The organism is Pseudomonas sp. RIT-PI-q (assembly GCF_001297125.1).
GTDB lineage: Bacteria > Pseudomonadota > Gammaproteobacteria > Pseudomonadales > Pseudomonadaceae > Aquipseudomonas.
In genome coordinates this window covers 100,381-120,306 of record NZ_LHPC01000049.1, presented here as the reverse complement: position 1 = coordinate 120,306, position 19,926 = coordinate 100,381, and the positions used below count along the sequence as shown (strand labels likewise).

Sequence of the window (19,926 nt, the reverse complement as noted above, 5' to 3'; positions counted from 1 at the left end):
AGACCGGTTGGGGGTTGTAACGCCCCGAAACCCACGAATTCATTGAAAGAGTACCGATCATGACCCAAGTCAAACTGACCACCAACCATGGCGACATCGTCCTGGAACTGAACGCTGAAAAAGCCCCGCTCACCGTGGCCAACTTCATCGAATACGTTAAAGCCGGTCACTACGAAAACACTGTTTTCCACCGCGTCATCGGTAACTTCATGATCCAGGGCGGCGGTTTCGAGCCAGGCATGAAAGAAAAGAAAGACAAGCGCCCAAGCATCCAGAACGAAGCCGACAACGGCCTGCCGAACGTGAAGTACAGCGTGGCCATGGCGCGCACCATGGAGCCGCATTCGGCGTCAGCCCAGTTCTTCATCAACGTGGCTGATAACAGCTTCCTCAACCACAGTGCCAAGACCACTCAGGGCTGGGGCTACGCGGTATTCGCCAAAGTGGTTGCAGGCGAAGAAGTAGTCGACAAGATCAAAGGTGTTTCCACCACCATGAAGTCCGGCCACCAGGACGTGCCAGCAGAAGACGTGATCATCGAGAAAGCCGAGATCATTGAGTGATACTGCTGATTTCAGACTTGCATCTGGAAGAGGAGCGCCCGGACATTACCCGGGCGTTTCTGGATTTGCTCGCCGGACGCGCCCGTTCGGCGAGTGCGTTGTACATCCTCGGCGATTTTTTCGAGGCGTGGATTGGCGACGATGCCATGACGCCGTTCCAGCGTTCCATCTGCCAGGCCCTGCGCGAACTCAGCGACAGCGGTACGGCAATTTTTCTGATGCACGGCAATCGCGACTTCATGCTTGGCCGGGCCTTTTGCAAACAGGCCGGTTGTACCTTGCTGAAGGACCCGAGTGTCGTGCAGTTCAACGGCGAGCCGGTGCTATTGATGCACGGCGACAGCCTGTGTACCCGCGACATTGGCTATATGAAGCTGCGTCGTTACCTGCGCAACCCGATCACCCTGTTTATCCTGCGGCATTTGCCCTTGGGCACCCGGCAGAAACTGGCACGCAAACTGCGCAGTGAAAGCCGTGCGCAGACGCGGATGAAAGCCAATGACATCGTTGATGTCACCCCGGACGAAGTGCCGCGGATCATGCAGGCCTATGGCGTGAAAACCTTGATCCACGGGCACACCCATCGCCCCGCTATCCACAAATTGCAGATTGGCGAGCAAGCGGCCAAGCGCATTGTGTTGGGGGATTGGGATCGTCAGGGCTGGGCATTGCAGGTGGATGAGCAGGGGTTTGCGTTGGCACCGTTCGACTTTGCCCCGCCACCACAATTGGCAGCCCCCGCAAACTAGCTGCTGAAAGAAGAACCTGTGGGAGCGGGCTTGCCCGCGATGACATTGGATCAGTCAACATAGGTGTTGAATGTGATTCCGCTATCGCGGGCAAGCCCGCTCCCACAGGGTTTTGTGGTTGGCTCAATGGCCGCTGGCAGCCGGCCCGGCCTTCGCCGCAAACGGCGGTTTCGCCAGCCAGACGATCACGATAAGCCCCATGAACGCCCACCCCAGCAACGTGAAGTAATCCACGGTGGAGAGCATGTATGCCTGGCTGGTCAGCACATGATCCAGCTGCGCATACGCCGGAGTGCCCGCCCCGCCCAGGCTGTTCAACGCATCCCGGGTCGCCGGCTCGTAGGTGGTGATGCTTTCGCTGAGGTACGCATGGTGCTGGTCCGCCCGGCGAATCCAGATCCAGGTGGTCAGCGATGCCGCAAAACTGCCGCCCAAGGTCCGCAGGAACGTGGCCAGGCCCGCGCCGTCGGCGATCTGGCTCGGTGGCAAGTCCGACATCAGAATGCTCAAGGTCGGCATGAAGAACAGCGCCACACCAATCCCCATGAACAACTGCACCAGGGCGATGTGCTGGAAGTCCACTTCGTTAGTAAACCCGGCACGCATGAAGCAGCTCAAGCCAATCGCCAGGAACGCCAGGCCGGCCAGCAGCCGCAGGTCGAATTTGTGCGCGTATTTGCCGACAAACGGCGACATCAATACCGGCAGAATCCCGATCGGCGCCACCGCCAACCCGGCCCACGTCGCGGTGTAGCCCATCTGGGTTTGCAGCCATTGCGGCAGGATCAGGTTGATACCGAAGAACCCGGCGTACCCCAACACCAGCACAATGGTGCCGATACGGAAGTTTCGGTAGGCGAACAGCCGCAGGTTGACCACCGGGTGTTTGTCGGTCATTTCCCAGATCACGAACACCGCCAGCGCAATCACCGAAATAGCGGCGCCAATGATGATGAAGTTCGATTCGAACCAATCCAGGTCGTTGCCCTTGTCAAGAATCACCTGCAGCGCGCCAACGCCAATGATCAGCGTGATCAACCCCACGTAATCCATCGGTTGGTAACTGGTCACCACCGGGCGCGCCTTGAGCTGCGAACGCACCACCATCACCGCGAAAATCCCGATCGGCACGTTGATAAAGAAAATCCACGGCCAGCTGTAACTGTCGGTGATCCAGCCACCGAGAATCGGCCCGGCAATCGGCGCCACCACCGTGACCATCGCCAGCAACGCCAGGGCCATGCCGCGCCTGGCGGGTGGATAGACGGCAATCAACAGCGTCTGGGTCATCGGGTACAGCGGACCGGCCACCAGGCCTTGCAGCACACGGAAGCCGATCAGCTCAGGCATCGAGGTCGAGATGCCGCAGAGAAACGAGGCAATCACGAACAGGATGGTCGCCCACAGAAACAGTTTCACCTCACCGAAACGCCGACTGAGCCAACCGGTCAGCGGCAACGCGATGGCGTTACTCACGGCGAACGAAGTGATCACCCAAGTGCCCTGCTCCGAACTCACGCCCAGGTTGCCGGAAATCGTCGGCAGCGCCACGTTGGCGATGGTGGTGTCGAGCACCTGCATGAAGGTCGCCAGCGACAGGCCGATGGTGCTGAGCAACAGGCTGGGTGGCGTGAAAGACGCGTTATTGCTCATCGCGAATCCTTTGAAACCTGATTGGCGTTGCGCCGGTTACAGACGCAACTAACCCTGTAGGAGCGAGCTTGCTCGCGAAGGGGCCGTGGCAGTCGACATCATCATTGAATGATCCACCGCTATCGCGAGCAGGCTCGCTCCCACAGGGTCGATGTGATGACTGATCAGCGTTGCGCGGTCTTGCTGACCGCGGCGCTGTTGTCGTGAATCAACTGAGTGATCATCGCGTCGGCCTCGGCCAACTGACGATCATAGACGTTGGTGCTGAACGAAGCCTTTTGCGGCGGCTGCTGCGCCAGCACCGGGCCGCTCTGGTCGCGCAGGTTCACATCGACCTGAGTCGACAGGCCGACCCGCAACGGGTGCTTGGCCAGTTCTTCGGGGTTGATGTGAATCCGCACCGGCACCCGCTGGACGATCTTGATCCAGTTACCGGTGGCGTTCTGCGCCGGCAGCAGGGCAAACGCGCTGCCAGTACCGGCGCCGAGGCTGTCGATGGTGCCGCTGTACTTCACGCTGCTGCCGTACAGGTCAGCTTCGATGTCCACCGGTTGGCCGATGCGCATGTCACGCAGCTGGGTTTCCTTGAAGTTGGCGTCGATCCACAGCTGATCCAGCGGAATCACCGCCATCAGCGCCGTACCCGGCTGGACGCGCTGGCCCAGTTGCACCGAACGCTTGGCAACGTAACCGGTGACCGGCGCGATCAAGGTGCTGCGCGAGTTGTTCAGGTACGCCTGACGCAGTTGCGCGGCGGCGGCCATCACGTCCGGATGCGACGACACCACGGTGTCATCGACCAGCGCGCTGGTGGTCTTGAGTTGCTGTTTGGCATTGGCCAGGGCGTTTTGCGCCGAGGTCAGGTCGTCGCGAGCGTGGGACAGTTCTTCTTGGGAAATCGCCCCGCCGGCAGCCAGATTCTTCCGCCGATTGAAGTTGTCCTGCGCCTTCTGCACCTCAGCCTGCTGGGCGTTGACCTGGGCTTTCATGCCGTCGACGTTGCTGTACAAACCGCGAACCTGGCGCACGGTGCGCGCCAGCTGGGCCTGGGCATTTTGCAGACCGATTTCGGCGTCGTTCGGGTCGAAGTTGATCAGCACCTGGCCTTCATGGACCAGGTCGCCATCGTCGGCACCGATGCTGACGACGGTGCCGGTGACCAGCGGGGTGATTTCCACCACGTTGCCGTTTACGTAGGCGTCATCGGTGCTTTCATTCCAGCGACCGTAGAATTCGTGATAACCCCAGACGCCAACACTGGCGAGGATCACCACGATCGCGAGCACCACCAGCATCACTTTGCGTTTGCGTGGGTTACTGGTATCTTCTGCGTTGTCAGGGGTTGAAGTTGTTTCGGCAGTGGCCATGACAGTTACCTTGAATTAGTGGGTCAGCGTGGCTGGGGTTGTCTTGGCGGCGGCCAGGGTTTCGCCCTGGAAGCCGCCGCCCAGCGCCTGCATCAGTTGGATCGACAGGTCGATCTGCTCGGCATTCAGGTTGGCCAGCTGACGCTGGGCCTGGAGCAATTGCTGCTCGATGCTGAGCACGTCCAGGTAGTTGCCGATGCCGGAACCGTACCGCTGGACCACGGTGTTGTAAGAATCCTGGGCAATGTCGGTGGCATGTTGCTGCGCCCCGATCTGCCGGCCGATATCACGCAACTGGTTGATGGTGTCGCTGACATCGCCCAAGGCTTTCACCAGGCTTTTGTTGTACTGCGCCACGGCGAGGTCGTAATCGGCATCGCGCGAATCGAGGTCGGCGCGCAGGCGGCCGCCGTCGAAAATCGGCACCGAGATCGTCGGCGCAACGTTGAAGAAACGGCTCGCCGAACCGAACATCGCGTCGCCCAATAACGATTCGGCACCGGCCGCGGCGCTCAGGTTCAGGTTGGGATAGAACTGGGTTTTGCCGGCGTCGATGTTCTTGCTCGCCGCCTCGACCCGCCAGCGCGCGGCCACCAGGTCTGGACGACGACCGAGCAACTCGGCCGGCAGTACCGACGGCAGTGCCACGGCGCTGGCCTGGAGAATTTTCGGTCGGGCGATTTCGTTGCCGCGATCCGGGCCTTTGCCAAGCAGCACGGCCAAGGCGATTTTCGCGCTTTGCAGGCGTTTTTCGGCGTCGATCAGGCTGGCTTCGGAGGTGGCTTCGAGGCTTTCGGTTTGTTGGAACTGGTATTGACTGTCGATGCCCGAACTCAGGCGACGCTGGCTCAGGTCGAGCATTTGCTTGGTGCGCTTGAGGTCTTCATTGGCCAGGTCATAGACGATGTGCGCCTGGCCCAGATCGCTGTAGGCGCGAGCGACGTCGGCAGACAAGGTCAGCTGCGCGGCCTGTTGATCGACTTCGGCTGCGCGGGCCTGGCCCAACGCGGCTTCCCAGGCATCACGCTGACCGCCCCACAGGTCGAAGTTGTAATTGAAACTGGCGCCGATGTTACGCACAGTGGCGTACGCATCGCCCTCGCCCCTCGGGTCTTGATCCCGGGCCAGGCGCGAACGACTGACACCGGCGCTGGCATCGAGGGTCGGCATCCGCGCGGCGTCGGCGGCGTACGCGGCGGCGCTGGCCTGATGCGCGCGAGCGTCGGCGATTTGCATGTCGGGGCTGTCGTGCAGGGCTTCGCGGATCAGACCGTCGAGCTGCGGATCGCCGAGGCTTTTCCACCAATCGCTTTTCGGCCAGGCCGCTGGCGACAGGGTTAAGCCGCTGAGGGATTGCCCGGCCTTGAGGTTTTTCGCCTCCAGGCTGACGCCTTCGGTGTTCAGGCCGCTGTAACTGGCGCAACCGGCCAGGCTCATGGCCAATAGCACGGCGCTCAGGCTGGTACGCAGGGTTTTACTGCTCATTTGTCACCTACCCGCAGCAAGGTGATCGAGTCACCGGCTGCCACCAAGATTTTCTTCAGGATCTGTTCCAGGGTCGCCAGCTCTTGCGGGCTGATGGCGCCGGCCAGTTCATTCATGGCGTCAGCGCCGATGTGCGGCAGCAGGTCTGCGAGCTTCTGCCCTTCTTCGGTCAGCACCAGTTGCACCTGACGGCGATCCGCCTCGGAACGTTGGCGGGCGAGGAAACCTTTCTGTTCCAGACGATCAAGCATTCGGGTCATCGAACCGCTGTCCAGGGACAGGTGCCGGCACAGCTCGGCCGGGGTATCGACGCCGAACTGGGCCATGATGATCAGCACCTTGAACTGCGCGGCGGTGATGCCGTGGGGTTCCATGTGGGTGTCGATGATCCGGTCCTTGAGCAGCGCAGCGCGCCCGAGCAAGAGGCCGAGATGGCAATTGTGGAATCCGTCTGGGGTGAAGTGTTTCATCGAGCCACCAATTAGCTGCCTAGGCAGTGAATGTATGACGAGATGTTACTGCCTAGGCAGCGAATGTCAACGTAATAGTTAGGTTGCTTTGTATTTAGGTGATAAATGGCATTGAATAATGTGGTGACCACCCAGACGCCATCGCGGGCAAGCCCGCTCCCACAAGGTCCAGTGTGATCCCTGTGGGAGCGGGCTTGCCCGCGATTGGGGGCGACGCCATTTATGGGAAGGAACGGACCTAGAAATCCCGTTTGTAGAAGATGTCGAGCGAACTGGCCACGCCGCCCGCGGCTTCGAGGTAGACCTTCTTGCTCAGCTTGTAGCGCAAGGCAATGGTGTTGGCCGGCTCGAATACGCCCACGCCATAACGCAGGCTGAGTTTCTCGGAGATATTGCCGCTGGCGACCACGCTGGTGGCGTTGCCGCTACCTTCGGTGTCGAGCTGGAAATCCTCAATCCCGAGGTTTTTCGCCAAGCCTCCGGTCACCCCCGAGCTGCCCATCAAGCCCAACCCGAGCGCCGCCTGGGCGAGCATGTTGTTGTCTTCGCCGCTGCTGGCCAACGGACGCCCCAGCACCAGATAGGACAAGGCCTGTTCCTGGCTCATGGCCGGTTCGGAGAAGATCTGCGTGGTCGGCTGCTCGGCACTGCCGCTCAGGCGAATGCCGGCGATGATGTCGTCGGTCTGGCGAATCGCTTCAATGTCCAGATACGGCTGATCAATGGGGCCGGCAAACAGCAAGCGCGCCCGGCGCACCGTCAGCCGCTGACCGTAGGCGCGATAACGCCCGTCGTTAAGCCAGAGTTCGCCACGGGTGTCCAGGTTGTCGCCGATGTGCACATGGCCTTGCAGATTGGCGGTAAGGCCAAACCCGGCAAAGCTCAGCTTGTCCTGCCCCACGACCACATCGATGTCCATCGCCATGACCATCGGCGGTTTGCCTTCTTCAGTCTGCTGACCGACGATTACCGTGTCATCCGAGAGCTTGACCGTCGACGGCGGCAGCTCGCGCACGGTGATCTCGCCTTTAGGCACGAGCACTTTGCCGACGACTGCCAGTTTGTCGTCCTTCAGCGAAATCTTCAGGTCCGGCGCCACTTCCAGCTTGGCATAAGGCTCGACCGTGACCGGCAACTGCGACCCCTTGAGCGCCAGGTCCACCACCAGCGCCTGACCCCAGGCGATATTGCCATTAAGGCTGCCCTGCCCGGTCTTGCCGCTTTTCCAGCCGCCGTCCAATTGAACGGTTTCACCCGCGATCACCGCCCGCAGTTGCAAGGCCTGAATCTCCATCGGCAATTCAGGCCCGGAAATCTCGCCGTCGCTGAGCAGCAGATTGCCGTTGACCTGCGGCGCCATCAGCGTACCGGCAATCGTGCCGCTGCCATTCAAGCGCCCGGTCAGCTTCTCGACCATCGGCACAAACGGCCGCGCCACTGACAAGTCCAGGCCATTCAAGCGGAACGAACCGGTCAGCGGTTTGTTCGCCGGCAATGGATTGATCTGCGCCTGGACCCTCAATTCGCCGAGCTTGCCGCCGACGAAGTTAAGGTCGGTATCGATGCGTTTGGGCGTGAGTTTGCTGGTGAGGGTCAGGGCCTGGTACGGGAAGTCCAGCCACTGATCCTTTTCCTTCACGCGCAAGGTGCCGCCGCTGGCATCAATGCTGATCTGGCCGTTCGGGCCGCTGGCCGGCAGGTCCAGTTGCAGGTCGGCGTTGAGCCGGCCTTTCCAGGCGAAATCCTTCGGCAGCCACTGCGCCAGGCTGTCGATCGGGAATTGTTTGAGGTGGTAACGCAGCTTTGGCTCCGGCATCAGGCGCTGGTCTTCACCGCACAGGCTGGCCGGGCCGGACATCCAGCAATGAGCGCCGAAGTTGATCTTGCCGTCCGCCAGCCGTTCCAGTTTCGCCGGACCTTGCAGCTTCCAGTCCTGCCCACCGGCCTGGATATCGCCACTGGCCAAACGTCCACGCCAGTTGCCTTTGTCCAGATTGCCGTCAAGACCGAGCGCCAGTTTCAGCTTCGGCCCTTGCAGATCAAGGGCGAGTTTCTGGTTTTTGATATCGCCCTGGCCGCTGGCGGTCAGTGTGCCCAGCGACGTGTCACCGGCCTGAATGCCGCTGCCCTTGAGGTCGATCTTCGCCCGTTGAGCGCTGTCGAGGGTGGCGTCGAGGTTCAGGCTTTGCAGGCGATTGTCGGCAAACGCCAGTTGCGTGCCTTGCAACCCGAGCTTGCCTTGCGGGGCTTTGAGCGTGCCGGCGACGTCAATGCGGCCATTGAGCTGACCGCGCAATTGCGGCCAGAGCTGGGCCAGGCGCGACAGCTTGATATCGATCTGGCCAGCGAGTTTCTGTTGCAGGCTGCCCTTGCCGGTGATGCTGTTGTCGCCCAGACGAATTTGCAGAGCGCTGAGGTTCCATTGCTCCCCGGCGCCATCGGCCTTGGCCTGGAGAACGGCAGGTTGCCCACGCAGTTTGCCCTTCAAATCCAGGTCGGCGCTCAGGCTGAGTTTTTCATTCTTGATCTCGCCTTTGCTGCGCAGCGGCCCGGCCAAAATGCCCGGCAATTCCGCGACCCAGTACGCCGGGTTGATTGCCGACAGGTCCAGTGCGGTGTCCCAGGCGATGCCATCGGCGAATTGCAGGTTCAGGTGCCCTTCGGCCTTGCCCTGTCCGGCGACCAGTTGAATTTGTTGCAGGTAGATTTTGCTCAGATCGCCGCTGAATGGGCTGGTCAGGCTGAACGCTCCCGCCGGGCCATCGAGTGCGGCTTTGAAGTTGCCGATGTATTTGCCGTCGGTGTACGAGACTTCACCGTTGAAGCTGCGCAACGCCACTTCTGGTTCGTCGATCAGCGGATAGAGGCGATGCCACGGGAAATCCAGCCAGTCGATTTTGGCATCGGCGCTCAGGCCTTTGCTCCAGTCGAGGTTGCCGGTGAGCTTGAGGCTTTGCTTGTCGTTGGCCGTCAGGTCGAGCGCGGCGATCTGTGCGCCGTTGGCGTCGACCTTGCCTTGCAGCATCAGCGCGACCGGGCCGGCTTCTGCGGGCAATGTCGCTGTGCCGTGCAATTGGTAACCGTTTTTCAGGTCGCCAACGCCGGTGAGTTCCACTTGATTGAGTAACAAGGTGTCAGGCAGATCGGCGCTGGCCTTGAAGCCGTCGGCGGTGATTCGCACTTTCGCCGGCAAGTTTTCCACCAGCGGTTGCAGTTCGCCGGTCAGTTGCCCGTTGAGGTAGCCGCTACTGTCGGCGTGCAGGTTGAGGGTTTTCAGCAAATCGCCGTCGACTTTCAAGGCCAGCGCCCAAGGCTCGGTGCCCGGCGCCGGCAAAGTCAGTTTGCCTTCAGCTTTTAGCGGCCAGTTACCGCTCGGTTGCAACTGGCCGGAGAGATTCAGACTGAGCTCGTCGCGCTGCAATTTCACCCAGTCGATCTGCATGCCATTGGCGGTCCAGTGCGCTGCCAGTTGCAGACCCTTGAGTTCTTCACTGCCATTGAACAGCAAGCTGCCAACCTGGACGTCGCCCAGCTCGATGGCCAGTGGCAATTTCAAATCCGGAAGCGTGATCGGCCCGCCGCTGTCCTCTTCTGTGCCGGGCGGGAATTGCAGGCTGACCTGATCAGCCTTGAGCTGTTCGATGCACAGGGTCATGCGCGTCAGGCACAACGGCGACCAGGCGAAAATCACTTTGCTCAGTTCAATTCGGCTGGTGTCTTGCTGCCACAGCACATGGTCGGCGCTCCACTGCCCACCCAATCGGCCCTGAAAGTTTTCTACGGTCAAACCCGGCACAAACCCCAGCGCCCAGCGGCTGCCCGTCGCCGTACCCAGCACCGTGGCCACGCTCAGGACGACCAGTATCAGCAGCGCCAGAATCGCCAGCAGCGTTAACTTCAAACCACGCTTCACAGCTCAGGCCCCATGGAAAAGTGCAATCGAATGCCGCCGTCGTCGTCCATCGCGTGGGCCAGATCGAGGCGAATCGGCCCCACCGGCGAGACCCAGCGCACGCCGATACCGACGCCGGTCTTGAGGTTCGGCAGCTCAAGTGTATTAAAGGAATTGCCCTGGTCGATGAAGGTCGCGACCCGCCATTTTTCGGCGACGGAGTATTGATACTCGACGCTGCCGGCGACCATGTAGCGGCCACCGATGCGGTCGCCCTCGGAGTTTTCCGGGGACAGGCTTTGGTAGTCGTAACCGCGCACGCTCTGATCGCCACCGGCGAAGAAGCGCAGCGACGGCGGCACCGATGCGTAGCCATTGGTGGCGCTGCCACCGACCTGCACCCGACCGAGGAAGCGGTGCTTGTCGAAGACCGTGGTCAGGCCTTTTATCAACGCCGTGCCGTACAGCAGGTTGTTGTCGGAACCCAAGCCTTCCTTGGCCACTTTGGTCTCGAACTCCAGGCGATAGCCGTTGTGCGGGTCGATGCGGTTATCGCTTTTCAAGTAGGAATAGCTGACGCCTGGCATCAGCAAGGTGCTGAGCCCCGAGTCGTCGCCGAGCCGGTATTCTTCGCGCTGCCACTTGAGCGACACCACCCGCTGCCAACCGCTGGGCAACTTGCTGTGCCACTCGGGACCGATGGTCAGCAGTTTGCTGAGGGAGTCCTTGTCGGCAATTTCTTCGTTCTGATAACCACCAGCGAAGCGCAGTTTGTCGGTCAGAGGCGGGTCCAGCGGAATGTCATAGAACACCCCGACGTTCTGCCGGGGCGCCGAGACTTCGGTCTCCCAGCCATAACTGTGCCCTTGCGGGTTGACCCAGTGCCGGGTCCAGTTGGCCTTGACCCGTGGGCCGACGTCGGTGGAATAACCGAGCCCGAGGCCCATGGTCCGTGGTTTACGGGTTTCGAGTTTGACGTCGACCGGGATCACATCGTTTTTCGCCGCGGTCGGTGCCGCGTCGACCCGTACACTTTCGAAATAGCCGCTCGATTGCATCGCCTGATTGAGTTCGGCGATCAGTTCGGAGTCGTAAGGCGCGCCTTGCTTGAACGGCACCATGCGTTTCAGCAAATCTTCGTCGAACGGCGTGTCGCCCTCGAAACTGACCTTGCCCAGTGAGTAACGCGGGCCGCTGTTGTAGATGAGCTCGATGTCGGCGACGCCGGCTCGCGGGTCGACCAACAATTTCTGACTGGAAAAGTAGCCGCTGAAAAAACCGTAGCGCGAGGCCTGGTTCTGGATCAGGCGTTTGGCGTCTTCGTAATGGCCATGGTTGAGCACGGCACCGGTTTTCAGCGCATTGCTTTTGGGCACACGAAAGGCTTTGAGCGATGCGGCCGGCCCGTCGACGCGCACGGTGACGTTGCGCAAATGGATCGGTTCGCCAGGCTCGATGTTGAGGATCAGGCGCGGCGTCTTGCCGCCCTTCACGTCGGTGTCGATCTGCGGTTGGTAATAACCCAAGGCCTGGGCGGCCTTGCGCGCCTGTTCCTCGGCGCCACGACTGAAGCGCAGCAAGGCTTCCTCGTCACGATCGCCGAGGCTGCCGATATAGCCCTCTATATTGGCCTTCAGTTCATCGTTGGACGGTTTGATCCGCACATCCAATTCACTTTGCGCCAGCGCCGTGCAGCTGGTAATCAGCATCAGCACGCCACTGGTAATTCTTCCTGGAAACTTCATAGGCGCGGATGCTATCACGAGCTTGGGAGCGTGATAGAGCCTGGCGTGCGCGGAAAGTTCGACCTTCTATGCGGTTGCGGTTTGCACCACCTGGGGATTGGCGTGGAAAAACACGTGCTCGCGGATCGGTCCTACAGCGACTTCACCAATTTCTTCATAGCCCTGACGCTTATAGAACTCCAGATAACGAGGATTCCCGGTATCGAGCACCACACCCTGAGAGTGTTCGTCGACCGCGCACCAGTTGTGCACCGCTTGCAGCAGTTGTTCGCCGAAGTGCTTGCCCTGAAATTGCGGATGAATCCCCAGCAATGGCAGCAGGTGCACCGAGTCGGATGGCACGCACGCCATCACCGCATCGTGATATTCGAGGTAACGGCGGGTGCAGCGAAACCCGGTGCTGAGCACCATCCGCAGGCGCCAGGCCCAGCTTTCGGTGATGCCCAGGCGACGTTGCGGCGGTGCGATCAGCGCAATGCCGATCAAGCGGTCGTTGACCAACAGACCGATGGCGGGCAACTCCTGGAAAAAGTGTTGCTTGACCAGTTCGCGCACGGTGGCGCGCACCCGCTGTTCATAACCGGGGCGTTCGGCTTCGAACAGGTAGCCGAACGTCGGCTCGTGCCGGTAGGCCTGGTACAACAAGGAACGAGCTTCGCGGGAGTAGCCGCTGTCGAGCATATGAATATCGGCAATGGCGGTCGAGGTTTCGGGCATAACGGTATTTCTCCCCGGGGCACAGCTCAAATGACTGCGCTCTTCTTGGTACGAGCCTATAAGCAGCGGCACAGTTCCTTGCTGATCCGAATCAGTGTTGCGGCTTGAGCCGTCATCGCGGGCAAGCCCGCTCCCACAAGGTATAGACCAGACTTAATACCTGTGGGAGCGGGCTTGCCCGCGATGGGGCCATTACTGCTCACACAAAGCTGACAGACAAACACGAATCCACTCACCCCACACTGGCCCCATTCCTACATGTCAGCTAGCATCGCCCTTTTGCCAGGACTGCCGACCATGAAGATCGTCTCCTTCAACATCAACGGGCTGCGCGCTCGCCCCCATCAGCTGGCGGCGCTGATCGAGAAACACCAGCCAGACGTGATCGGCCTGCAGGAAACCAAGGTCCACGACGACCAGTTCCCGCTGGCCGAGGTCCAGGCGCTGGGCTATCACGTGTATTTCCATGGGCAAAAGGGCCATTACGGCGTCGCCCTGCTCTCGCGCAAAGAACCACTGGCGCTGCACAAAGGTTTCGCCACCGATGAAGAAGACGCTCAGCGGCGCTTCATCTGGGGCACGTTCGCCGACGCCAATGGCGTGCCGGTGACCATCATGAACGGTTATTTCCCACAGGGTGAAAGCCGCGATCACCCCACCAAGTTCCCGGCCAAGGAGCGCTTTTACAGCGATCTGCAGCAATTGCTGGAAAGCCAGTTCAGCAACGATCAGCCGGTGGTAGTGATGGGTGACGTGAACATTTCCCCGGAAGACTGTGACATCGGTATCGGCCCGGACAACATGAAACGCTGGCTGAAAACCGGCAAGTGCAGCTTCCTGCCAGAAGAGCGCGAGTGGATGGCCCGCTTGAAAAACTGGGGCCTGGTGGACAGCTTCCGCCATCTGAACCCGGATGTGGCCGACCGTTTCAGCTGGTTCGACTACCGCAGCCGCGGGTTTGAAGACGAACCCAAACGAGGCCTGCGGATTGACTTGATCATGGCGTCCCATGGGTTGCTGCCACGGGTCAAGGATGCCGGCGTGGATTACGACCTGCGCGGGATGGAAAAACCATCGGATCATGCGCCGATCTGGCTCGAATTGAGCTAAAAGCAAAAGATCGCAGCCTGCGGCAGCTCCTACAGGGTTCGGCGTACATCCTGTAGGAGCTGCCGCAGGCTGCGATCTTTTGATCTGTCATCTTTCGGAAATCTTACTGACTTATTCTCCCGGCACTTCCTTTGGCTCTATAAGGTGCCGGCATGACCCTGCGCGTGTTGTTCCTGTTGATGCTCTGCGCCTGGCAGCCGTTGATGGCGTCGGCCGGCGATTTGCCGACGCCCGAAAACGGCCCCGTGCTGCGCATCCAGGGTTCCAACACCATCGGCGCGGCATTGGGCCCGGCGCTGGTCGAGGGCTTGCTGCGCGAACAGGGCCTGCTCAAGGTGCACAGCGAAGCCTCGGACACCGTTAACGAATTGCGTGTCATTGGCGAAACCGCTCAAGGCCGGCGAGTGGCGGTGGACGTCGCAGCCCACGGCTCCAGCACCGGATTCACAGCGCTGAAAGCCGCCACCGCCGACCTCGCCGCCTCGTCGCGCCCGATCAAGGACAGCGAACTGGCAGACCTCAAAGGCCTGGGCGATCTGAAAAGCCCCGCCGCCGAGCAAGTCATTGCCATCGATGGGTTGGCGATCATCCTTCATCCGCAAAACCCGCTGAACCAACTCAACACCGAACAACTGGCGCGAATCTTCAGCGGCGAAGCCAAAACCTGGGAAGAACTCGGCGGCAGCGGTGGGACGATTCACCTCTACGCGCGGGATGATCAATCGGGCACCTACGACACCTTCAAGGAATTGGTCCTCAGTCGTCGTGGGAAAACGCTTCACAGTGCGGCGAAACGCTTCGAATCCAGCGAGCAATTGTCCGACGCCGTCAGCCAGGACCCGCAAGGCATTGGTTTCATCGGCCTGCCTTACGTGCGTCAGGCCAAAGCCGTGGCAATTGCTGACGGCCAATCCCAAGCGATGTTGCCGCTGTATAGCCTGATCGCCACGGAAGACTATCCGTTATCCCGCCGGTTGTTCTTTTACTTGCCGCCCAATGGGAGAAATCCTTGGGCCGAAGCCTTGGTGGCATTCGCTCAGAGCAGCAAGGGCCAAGCGATTGTCGCGGCCAACGGTTTTATTGCCCAGACAGTCCAGGCCATGGCCGTCACGCCGAACGCGCTGATGCCCGAGGGTTATCAGGCACTGAGCCGCCATGCCCAGCGGCTGTCGGTGAATTTTCGCTTCGAGGAAGGCAGCGCCAGCCTGGACAACAAGGCCCGACAGGATCTGTCGCGGGTGCTCGACTATATAAAGCAGCACGACAAGACCAACCGGGAGGTGACGCTGGTGGGGTTTGGCGATGCCAAGAACGACCCGGCACGCGCCGATCTGTTGTCGAAGTTGCGGGCCATGGCGGTGCGACGGGAACTGGTGAAAAGCGGTGTGGTGTTTCGCGAGATTCGCGGCTTTGGTGCCGAGATGCCGGTGGCGGCCAATAGCGCGGATGAGGGGCGGATCAAGAATCGGCGGGTTGAGGTTTGGGTGTATTGAGTCAGATGTTGCTGTGTTGAATCGGCCACCGCCATCGCGGGCAAGCCCGCTCCCACAGGGATCACACTGAACCTGTGGGAGCCGGGCTTGCCCGCGATGAACGATGACTCGGTCTTACTGCCCGCTACGCATCATTTCTTTAGGCACGTACTTGCCGATCTCGAACTTGCCGATCGCCGCGCGGTGCACTTCGTCCGGGCCGTCGGCCAGGCGCAGGGTGCGTTGCATGGCATACATGTAGGCCAGCGGGAAATCGTTGGAACCCCCGGCCCCGCCATGAATCTGGATAGCCCTGTCGATCACCCGCAAAGCGACGTTCGGTGCGACCACCTTGATCTGCGCAATTTCGCTCTTGGCAATCTTGTTGCCGACGGTGTCCATCATGTACGCCGCTTTCAACGTCAGCAGGCGCGCCATGTCGATCTCCATCCGCGAGTCGGCAATCTTGTCGATGTTGCCGCCCAGACGCGCCAGCGGTTTGCCGAACGCCGTACGGCTCACCGCACGTTTGCACATCAGCTCCAACGCACGTTCCGCCATGCCGATCGAACGCATGCAGTGGTGGATACGGCCTGGGCCAAGGCGACCTTGAGCGATTTCGAAGCCGCGTCCTTCGCCCAACAGGACGTTTTCGTACGGCACCCGCACATTTTCAAACAGCACTTCGGCGTGACCGTGCGGCGCGTCGTCGTAACCGAACACCGGCAGCGGCCGAACAATCTTCACGCCCGGAGCATCCACCGGCACCAGAATCATCGAGTGTTGCGCATGGCGCGGCGCGTCGGGATTGCTCAGGCCCATGAAGATCAGGATTTTGCAGCGCGGATCACAGGCCCCCGAGGTCCACCATTTTTTACCGTTGATCACCCACTCGTCGCCATCACGCACGGCACGGGCGGCCATGTTGGTGGCGTCGGAGGACGCGACGTCCGGTTCGGTCATGGCGAACGCCGAGCGGATTTCGCCGCGTAAAAGCGGTTCGAGCCAGCGTTGTTTCTGTTCTTCGTTGGCGTAACGCACCAGCACTTCCATGTTGCCGGTGTCAGGCGCGGAGCAGTTGAACGGCTCAGGGCCCAACAGCGAACGCCCCATGATTTCTGCCAGGGGCGCGTATTCGAGGTTGGTCAGGCCGGCGCCGAGTTCCGACTCAGGCAGAAACAAATTCCACAGGCCTTCCGCCTTGGCCTTGAGTTTGAGCTCCTCCATGATGGCCGTCGGCTGCCAGCGATCGCCCTCGGCGACCTGGCGCTCGAACACGGCTTCGGCGGGATATACGTAGGTGTCCATGAACGCGGTCACGCGCTCACGCAGTTCTTGCACCTTGGGCGAATAAGCGAAATCCATGGGCAGCTCTACCTTTTAACGGGGGTTGAGAGGGGTTGTTCAGGTCATGGAATCGATGCTAGAACAGCTACGAAAATTTACCTAGCCTATTCTCGGCGTGTATTAACATTCATCACCGATATATGATCGGGTGATTGAGAGCCCAACAATAAGAGTGCAGCGCAATGAATCTGAGCAAGGTCGACCTCAACCTTTTCATCGTCTTCGACGCGATCTACACCGAAGCCAACCTGACCCGCGCCGGGCAGATTGTCGGCATTACTCAACCGGCGGTTTCGAACGCTCTGGCCCGTCTGCGCGAGACCTTCAACGATCCTTTGTTCGTACGCACTGCTCAGGGCATGGTCCCGACGCCGATGGCCCAGAACATTATCGGGCCGGTGCGCAACGCCCTCTCGTTGCTGCGGGTGTCGGTGCAGGAAAGCCGCATTTTCAACCCGCTGCAGGCGGTCAAGACCTACCGCATCAGCATGACCGACCTCACCGAAGCAGTGATCCTGCCGCCGCTGTTCCAGCGCCTGCGTCGCCTGGCGCCGACGGTGATCATCGAGAGCTTCCTGTCCAAGCGCCGCGAGACCACCAAGGAACTGGCGGCCGGTCGCCTCGACTTCGCTGTCGATGCGCCGCTCAACACTGACCCTCAGGTGCGCCACGTCAAATTGATGGAAGACCGTTACGTGTGTGCCATGCGCAAGGGCCATCCGTTGGCGGGCAAAGAGAAATTCACCCTCGATGATTATCTGTCGCTGACGCACATTCACATTTCCAGCCGCCGCAGCGGTTTGGGGCATGTCGATCTGGCGCTGGGCAAGATGGGGATTCAGCGCAAGATTGCCCTGCGTTCCCAGCATTACTTGATGGCCTCGCAAGTGCTGCAACAGACCGACATGGTCATGACCGTGCCGGAGCGCTTTGCCCGTCGCCATGAGCTGCACGCGTTTAATCTGCCGGTCAATGATGTGCCGCCGGTGGAAACCCACCTTTACTGGCATGAAAGCACCGACCAGGACCCGGCCAACCGCTGGATGCGCGAGCAGATGATCGAGTTGTGCCAGCAGGTGACGGCGCATGAGAAGAAGCTCGATAAGGTGTAGGGCTTGTTACTGCGTCATCGTTCTTCGCGGGCAAGCCTCGCTCCTACAGGAATTGTGCAAGACCTGTAGGAGCGAGGCTTGCCCGCGAAGGGGCCGTCAGCAGCACCATAAACCCCTGCCCCTTGACGTAAACGTCAACCTGCCATTAGCTTAGCGCCATGACCTTATTCGAGCGCTTCCATGAGCAGCCAGACCTATAGCATTTCCGACCTCGCCCGCGAGCTCGACATCACCACCCGGGCCATTCGCTTTTATGAAGAGCAAGGCTTGCTCAGCCCCGAGCGGCGTGGCCAGGAACGCATCTATACGCCCCGCGACAAGGTCAGCCTGAAGCTGATCCTGCGGGGCAAGCGCATCGGCTTTTCGCTGGCCGAATGCCGCGAGTTGATCGAACTCTACGACCCGACCGGTGGCAATCAGAAACAGCTGCAAACCATGCTGACCAAAATCGCCGAACGTCGCGAACAGCTGGAGCAACAAATGCTCGACATCGAGCAGATGAAGCTGGAGCTGGACACCGCGCAGGAGCGCTGCGTCCAGGCGCTGGAGCAGACCATCAAAAGCCAGCAGCTCGTGTAGGAGCTGAGCTTGCTCGCGAAAGCGTCAGGTCAGTCGACATCGATGTTGAAGGACATACCGCTTTCGCGAGCAAGCTCGGCTCCTACAGGGTTCTGTGAGTATTCATACAATTAGACAGGTCAATCCCCATGTCCCTACCCACTCACGTACGTCTGGTCGAAGTCGGCCCTCGCGACGGTCTGCAGAATGAAGCCCAACCCATCAGCGTTGCGGACAAGGTGCAACTGGTCGACGCGCTGACCGCCGCCGGCCTGGGCTATATAGAGGTCGGCAGTTTCGTTTCGCCCAAATGGGTGCCGCAGATGGCCGGTTCCGCCGAGGTCTTCGCACAAATCCAGCGCAAGCCAGGTGTGACCTATGGCGCACTCGCCCCCAACCTGCGCGGGTTTGAAGACGCCATCGCCGCCGGGGTCAAGGAAGTCGCGGTGTTCGCGGCGGCCTCCGAAGCGTTTTCCCAGCGCAACATCAATTGCTCGATCAGCGAAAGCCTGGAGCGTTTCGTGCCGATCATGGACGCCGCCAAACAGCATGGCGTCAGCGTGCGCGGTTACGTGTCGTGTGTGCTCGGCTGCCCTTACGAAGGTAACGTTGCGCCGGAACAAGTCGCCCGGGTCGCTCGCGAGCTTTACGCAATGGGCTGCTACGAAGTGTCCCTCGGCGACACCATTGGCACCGGCACCGCTGGCGCGACCCGCAAGATGTTCGAAGTGGTTTCGGCCCAGGTGCCGCGTGAGAAACTGGCCGGGCACTTCCACGACACCTACGGCCAAGCCATGGCCAATATCTACGCCAGCCTGCTCGAAGGCATCGCGGTGTTCGACAGTTCCATTGCCGGCCTCGGCGGCTGCCCCTACGCCAAGGGCGCCAGCGGTAACGTCGCCACCGAAGACGTGGTTTACCTGCTCAACGGCTTGGGCATCGAGACCGGAATCGACCTCGACGCGTTGATTGTGGCCGGCCAGCAAATTTGCAGCGTGCTGGGACGCCCTACCGGTTCGCGCGTGGCCAAGGCTCGCAGCGCACAGTGAGCGCGCGGATGTGTCCGGGTGTTACCGCACCCTCAAAAACGTGGGCGAAAGCGAGTAACACGGAAACAAATTGTCGGCGTTTGACCGAACGAAAAATCCTACAAAACCACAAGACGTTGATTTATAAGGGTTTTTAAAAGTTGGCACGGCTTCTGCTATCTCTATTGCATAACAAGAACAAAAAAAGCGGCAAACCTAATAAAAATAAGACGTAACGACTCTGACATAACAAAAACAACACGGCAGAGACGCAGCTAACAGATTTTTTTGGAGAGGATGTGCTTTTCAGGGTGCTTTTCGAAGTCACCCGCAACCGGGCAGAGAACAATAAAACTACCTTCAGGTAGCTCCCGAACTGGTTGGATCGCTCAGCGAAAAAGTAGATCAGCGCTCAAAAAAATACGTTTGCTCTTGATCCCGGATGGGGATCGATAAAAACAGCGGTAAAGGGTCACGGTTTCTAAAAACAAAAACAGACCGCCCCTCAATAATAAAAAAAGAGCACGCGCAACGACAAAATTAAAGGGGAGCTTCGGCTCCCCTTTGTGCTTTCTGGCATTTAAGTTTTACACCGCCCCTCTGTAGGAGCGAGCTTGCTCGCGAAGAACTCAAAAACACCGCGTTGATCCAGACTGCA

The 19,926-nt window shown here is 60.1% G+C and carries 15 protein-coding genes; 7 read left to right on the top strand and 8 right to left on the bottom strand.

All coding sequences use genetic code 11. From position 1 onward, the window contains the following. Positions 1-59 precede the first annotated feature (59 nt). Positions 60-563: a peptidylprolyl isomerase gene (locus AEQ67_RS25680; protein WP_045062337.1), complete on the top strand. Its 504-nt coding sequence runs from the start codon at positions 60-62 to the stop codon at positions 561-563. After that, positions 560-1,312, top strand: a complete 753-nt coding sequence (lpxH, locus tag AEQ67_RS25675; protein ID WP_059406585.1) for a UDP-2,3-diacylglucosamine diphosphatase — start codon at positions 560-562, stop codon at positions 1,310-1,312. Before AEQ67_RS25680 ends, lpxH begins: the two co-directional genes overlap by 4 nt. Positions 1,313-1,435: 123 nt before the next feature. Here lpxH and AEQ67_RS25670 read toward each other — a convergent pair whose 3' ends face one another. The 7 genes from AEQ67_RS25670 to AEQ67_RS25640 form a co-directional block, all read right to left on the bottom strand. Further along, complete coding sequence (locus AEQ67_RS25670; protein WP_059406584.1) at positions 1,436-2,965, bottom strand: DHA2 family efflux MFS transporter permease subunit; 1,530 nt, start codon at positions 2,963-2,965, stop codon at positions 1,436-1,438. A 164-nt stretch (positions 2,966-3,129) separates the two neighbouring features. Then, positions 3,130-4,332, bottom strand: a complete 1,203-nt coding sequence (locus tag AEQ67_RS25665; RefSeq protein WP_059406583.1) for an HlyD family secretion protein — start codon at positions 4,330-4,332, stop codon at positions 3,130-3,132. 15 nt (positions 4,333-4,347) lie between these two features. Further along, positions 4,348-5,817, bottom strand: coding sequence for an efflux transporter outer membrane subunit (locus AEQ67_RS25660; protein ID WP_059406582.1), 1,470 nt, complete (start codon positions 5,815-5,817; stop codon positions 4,348-4,350). Continuing rightward, complete coding sequence (locus AEQ67_RS25655; protein WP_059406581.1) at positions 5,814-6,287, bottom strand: MarR family winged helix-turn-helix transcriptional regulator; 474 nt, start codon at positions 6,285-6,287, stop codon at positions 5,814-5,816. The genes AEQ67_RS25660 and AEQ67_RS25655 overlap by 4 nt, the downstream gene beginning before the upstream one ends. A 238-nt stretch (positions 6,288-6,525) precedes the next feature. Beyond that, complete coding sequence (locus AEQ67_RS25650) at positions 6,526-10,200, bottom strand: translocation/assembly module TamB domain-containing protein (protein ID WP_059406580.1); 3,675 nt, start codon at positions 10,198-10,200, stop codon at positions 6,526-6,528. Continuing rightward, positions 10,197-11,924, bottom strand: a complete 1,728-nt coding sequence (locus AEQ67_RS25645) for an autotransporter assembly complex protein TamA (RefSeq protein WP_059406579.1) — start codon at positions 11,922-11,924, stop codon at positions 10,197-10,199. Before AEQ67_RS25645 ends, AEQ67_RS25650 begins: the two co-directional genes overlap by 4 nt. Positions 11,925-11,990: 66 nt before the next feature. Then, a complete protein-coding gene (locus tag AEQ67_RS25640) occupies positions 11,991-12,641 on the bottom strand; it encodes a GNAT family N-acetyltransferase (RefSeq protein ID WP_059406578.1) in 651 nt (216 codons plus the stop codon). Between the two features lie 297 nt (positions 12,642-12,938). On the opposite strand from AEQ67_RS25640, the gene xthA reads away from it, so the two are divergent. Together xthA and AEQ67_RS25630 are read left to right on the top strand one after the other, a co-directional pair. Further along, positions 12,939-13,751, top strand: a complete 813-nt coding sequence (gene xthA, locus AEQ67_RS25635) for an exodeoxyribonuclease III (protein WP_027925073.1) — start codon at positions 12,939-12,941, stop codon at positions 13,749-13,751. Positions 13,752-13,903: 152 nt separating this feature from the next. Next, positions 13,904-15,244 (top strand): substrate-binding domain-containing protein, encoded by a 1,341-nt coding sequence (locus AEQ67_RS25630; protein ID WP_059406577.1) that lies wholly within the window; start codon positions 13,904-13,906, stop codon positions 15,242-15,244. Between the two features lie 114 nt (positions 15,245-15,358). On the opposite strand, the gene AEQ67_RS25625 is transcribed toward AEQ67_RS25630, so the two are convergent. Next, positions 15,359-16,588 carry an acyl-CoA dehydrogenase gene (locus AEQ67_RS25625; RefSeq protein WP_059406576.1) on the bottom strand — a complete coding sequence of 410 codons (1,230 nt, stop codon included), beginning with the start codon at positions 16,586-16,588 and terminating at the stop codon, positions 15,359-15,361. Positions 16,589-16,752: 164 nt separating this feature from the next. Between AEQ67_RS25625 and AEQ67_RS25620 the strand changes: the two genes are divergently transcribed. The 3 genes from AEQ67_RS25620 to AEQ67_RS25610 all read left to right on the top strand — a co-directional run bounded on the left by AEQ67_RS25620 (position 16,753) and on the right by AEQ67_RS25610 (position 19,289). Next, positions 16,753-17,682, top strand: a complete 930-nt coding sequence (locus AEQ67_RS25620) for a LysR family transcriptional regulator (RefSeq protein ID WP_059406575.1) — start codon at positions 16,753-16,755, stop codon at positions 17,680-17,682. Positions 17,683-17,862: 180 nt separating this feature from the next. Continuing rightward, positions 17,863-18,261 carry a MerR family transcriptional regulator gene (locus tag AEQ67_RS25615; protein WP_059406574.1) on the top strand — a complete coding sequence of 133 codons (399 nt, stop codon included), beginning with the start codon at positions 17,863-17,865 and terminating at the stop codon, positions 18,259-18,261. A 128-nt stretch (positions 18,262-18,389) separates the two neighbouring features. Further along, positions 18,390-19,289 (top strand): hydroxymethylglutaryl-CoA lyase, encoded by a 900-nt coding sequence (locus tag AEQ67_RS25610; RefSeq protein ID WP_059406573.1) that lies wholly within the window; start codon positions 18,390-18,392, stop codon positions 19,287-19,289. The last annotated feature ends 637 nt before the right edge of the window (positions 19,290-19,926 follow it).

Bases quoted from the DNA above. Each gene is read 5' to 3' on its own strand.
- AEQ67_RS25610 (WP_059406573.1), top strand. From the start codon at position 18,390: ATGTCCCTACCCACTCACGTACGTCTGGTCGAAGTCGGCCCTCGCGAC.
- AEQ67_RS25680 (WP_045062337.1), top strand. From the start codon at position 60: ATGACCCAAGTCAAACTGACCACCAACCATGGCGACATCGTCCTGGAA.
- AEQ67_RS25640 (WP_059406578.1), bottom strand. From the start codon at position 12,641: ATGCCCGAAACCTCGACCGCCATTGCCGATATTCATATGCTCGACAGC.
- AEQ67_RS25625 (WP_059406576.1), bottom strand. From the start codon at position 16,588: ATGGATTTCGCTTATTCGCCCAAGGTGCAAGAACTGCGTGAGCGCGTG.
- AEQ67_RS25630 (WP_059406577.1), top strand. From the start codon at position 13,904: ATGACCCTGCGCGTGTTGTTCCTGTTGATGCTCTGCGCCTGGCAGCCG.
- AEQ67_RS25665 (WP_059406583.1), bottom strand. From the start codon at position 4,332: ATGGCCACTGCCGAAACAACTTCAACCCCTGACAACGCAGAAGATACC.
- AEQ67_RS25620 (WP_059406575.1), top strand. From the start codon at position 16,753: ATGAATCTGAGCAAGGTCGACCTCAACCTTTTCATCGTCTTCGACGCG.
- AEQ67_RS25645 (WP_059406579.1), bottom strand. From the start codon at position 11,924: ATGAAGTTTCCAGGAAGAATTACCAGTGGCGTGCTGATGCTGATTACC.
- xthA (WP_027925073.1), top strand. From the start codon at position 12,939: ATGAAGATCGTCTCCTTCAACATCAACGGGCTGCGCGCTCGCCCCCAT.
- AEQ67_RS25615 (WP_059406574.1), top strand. From the start codon at position 17,863: ATGAGCAGCCAGACCTATAGCATTTCCGACCTCGCCCGCGAGCTCGAC.
- AEQ67_RS25670 (WP_059406584.1), bottom strand. From the start codon at position 2,965: ATGAGCAATAACGCGTCTTTCACGCCACCCAGCCTGTTGCTCAGCACC.
- AEQ67_RS25660 (WP_059406582.1), bottom strand. From the start codon at position 5,817: ATGAGCAGTAAAACCCTGCGTACCAGCCTGAGCGCCGTGCTATTGGCC.
- AEQ67_RS25655 (WP_059406581.1), bottom strand. From the start codon at position 6,287: ATGAAACACTTCACCCCAGACGGATTCCACAATTGCCATCTCGGCCTC.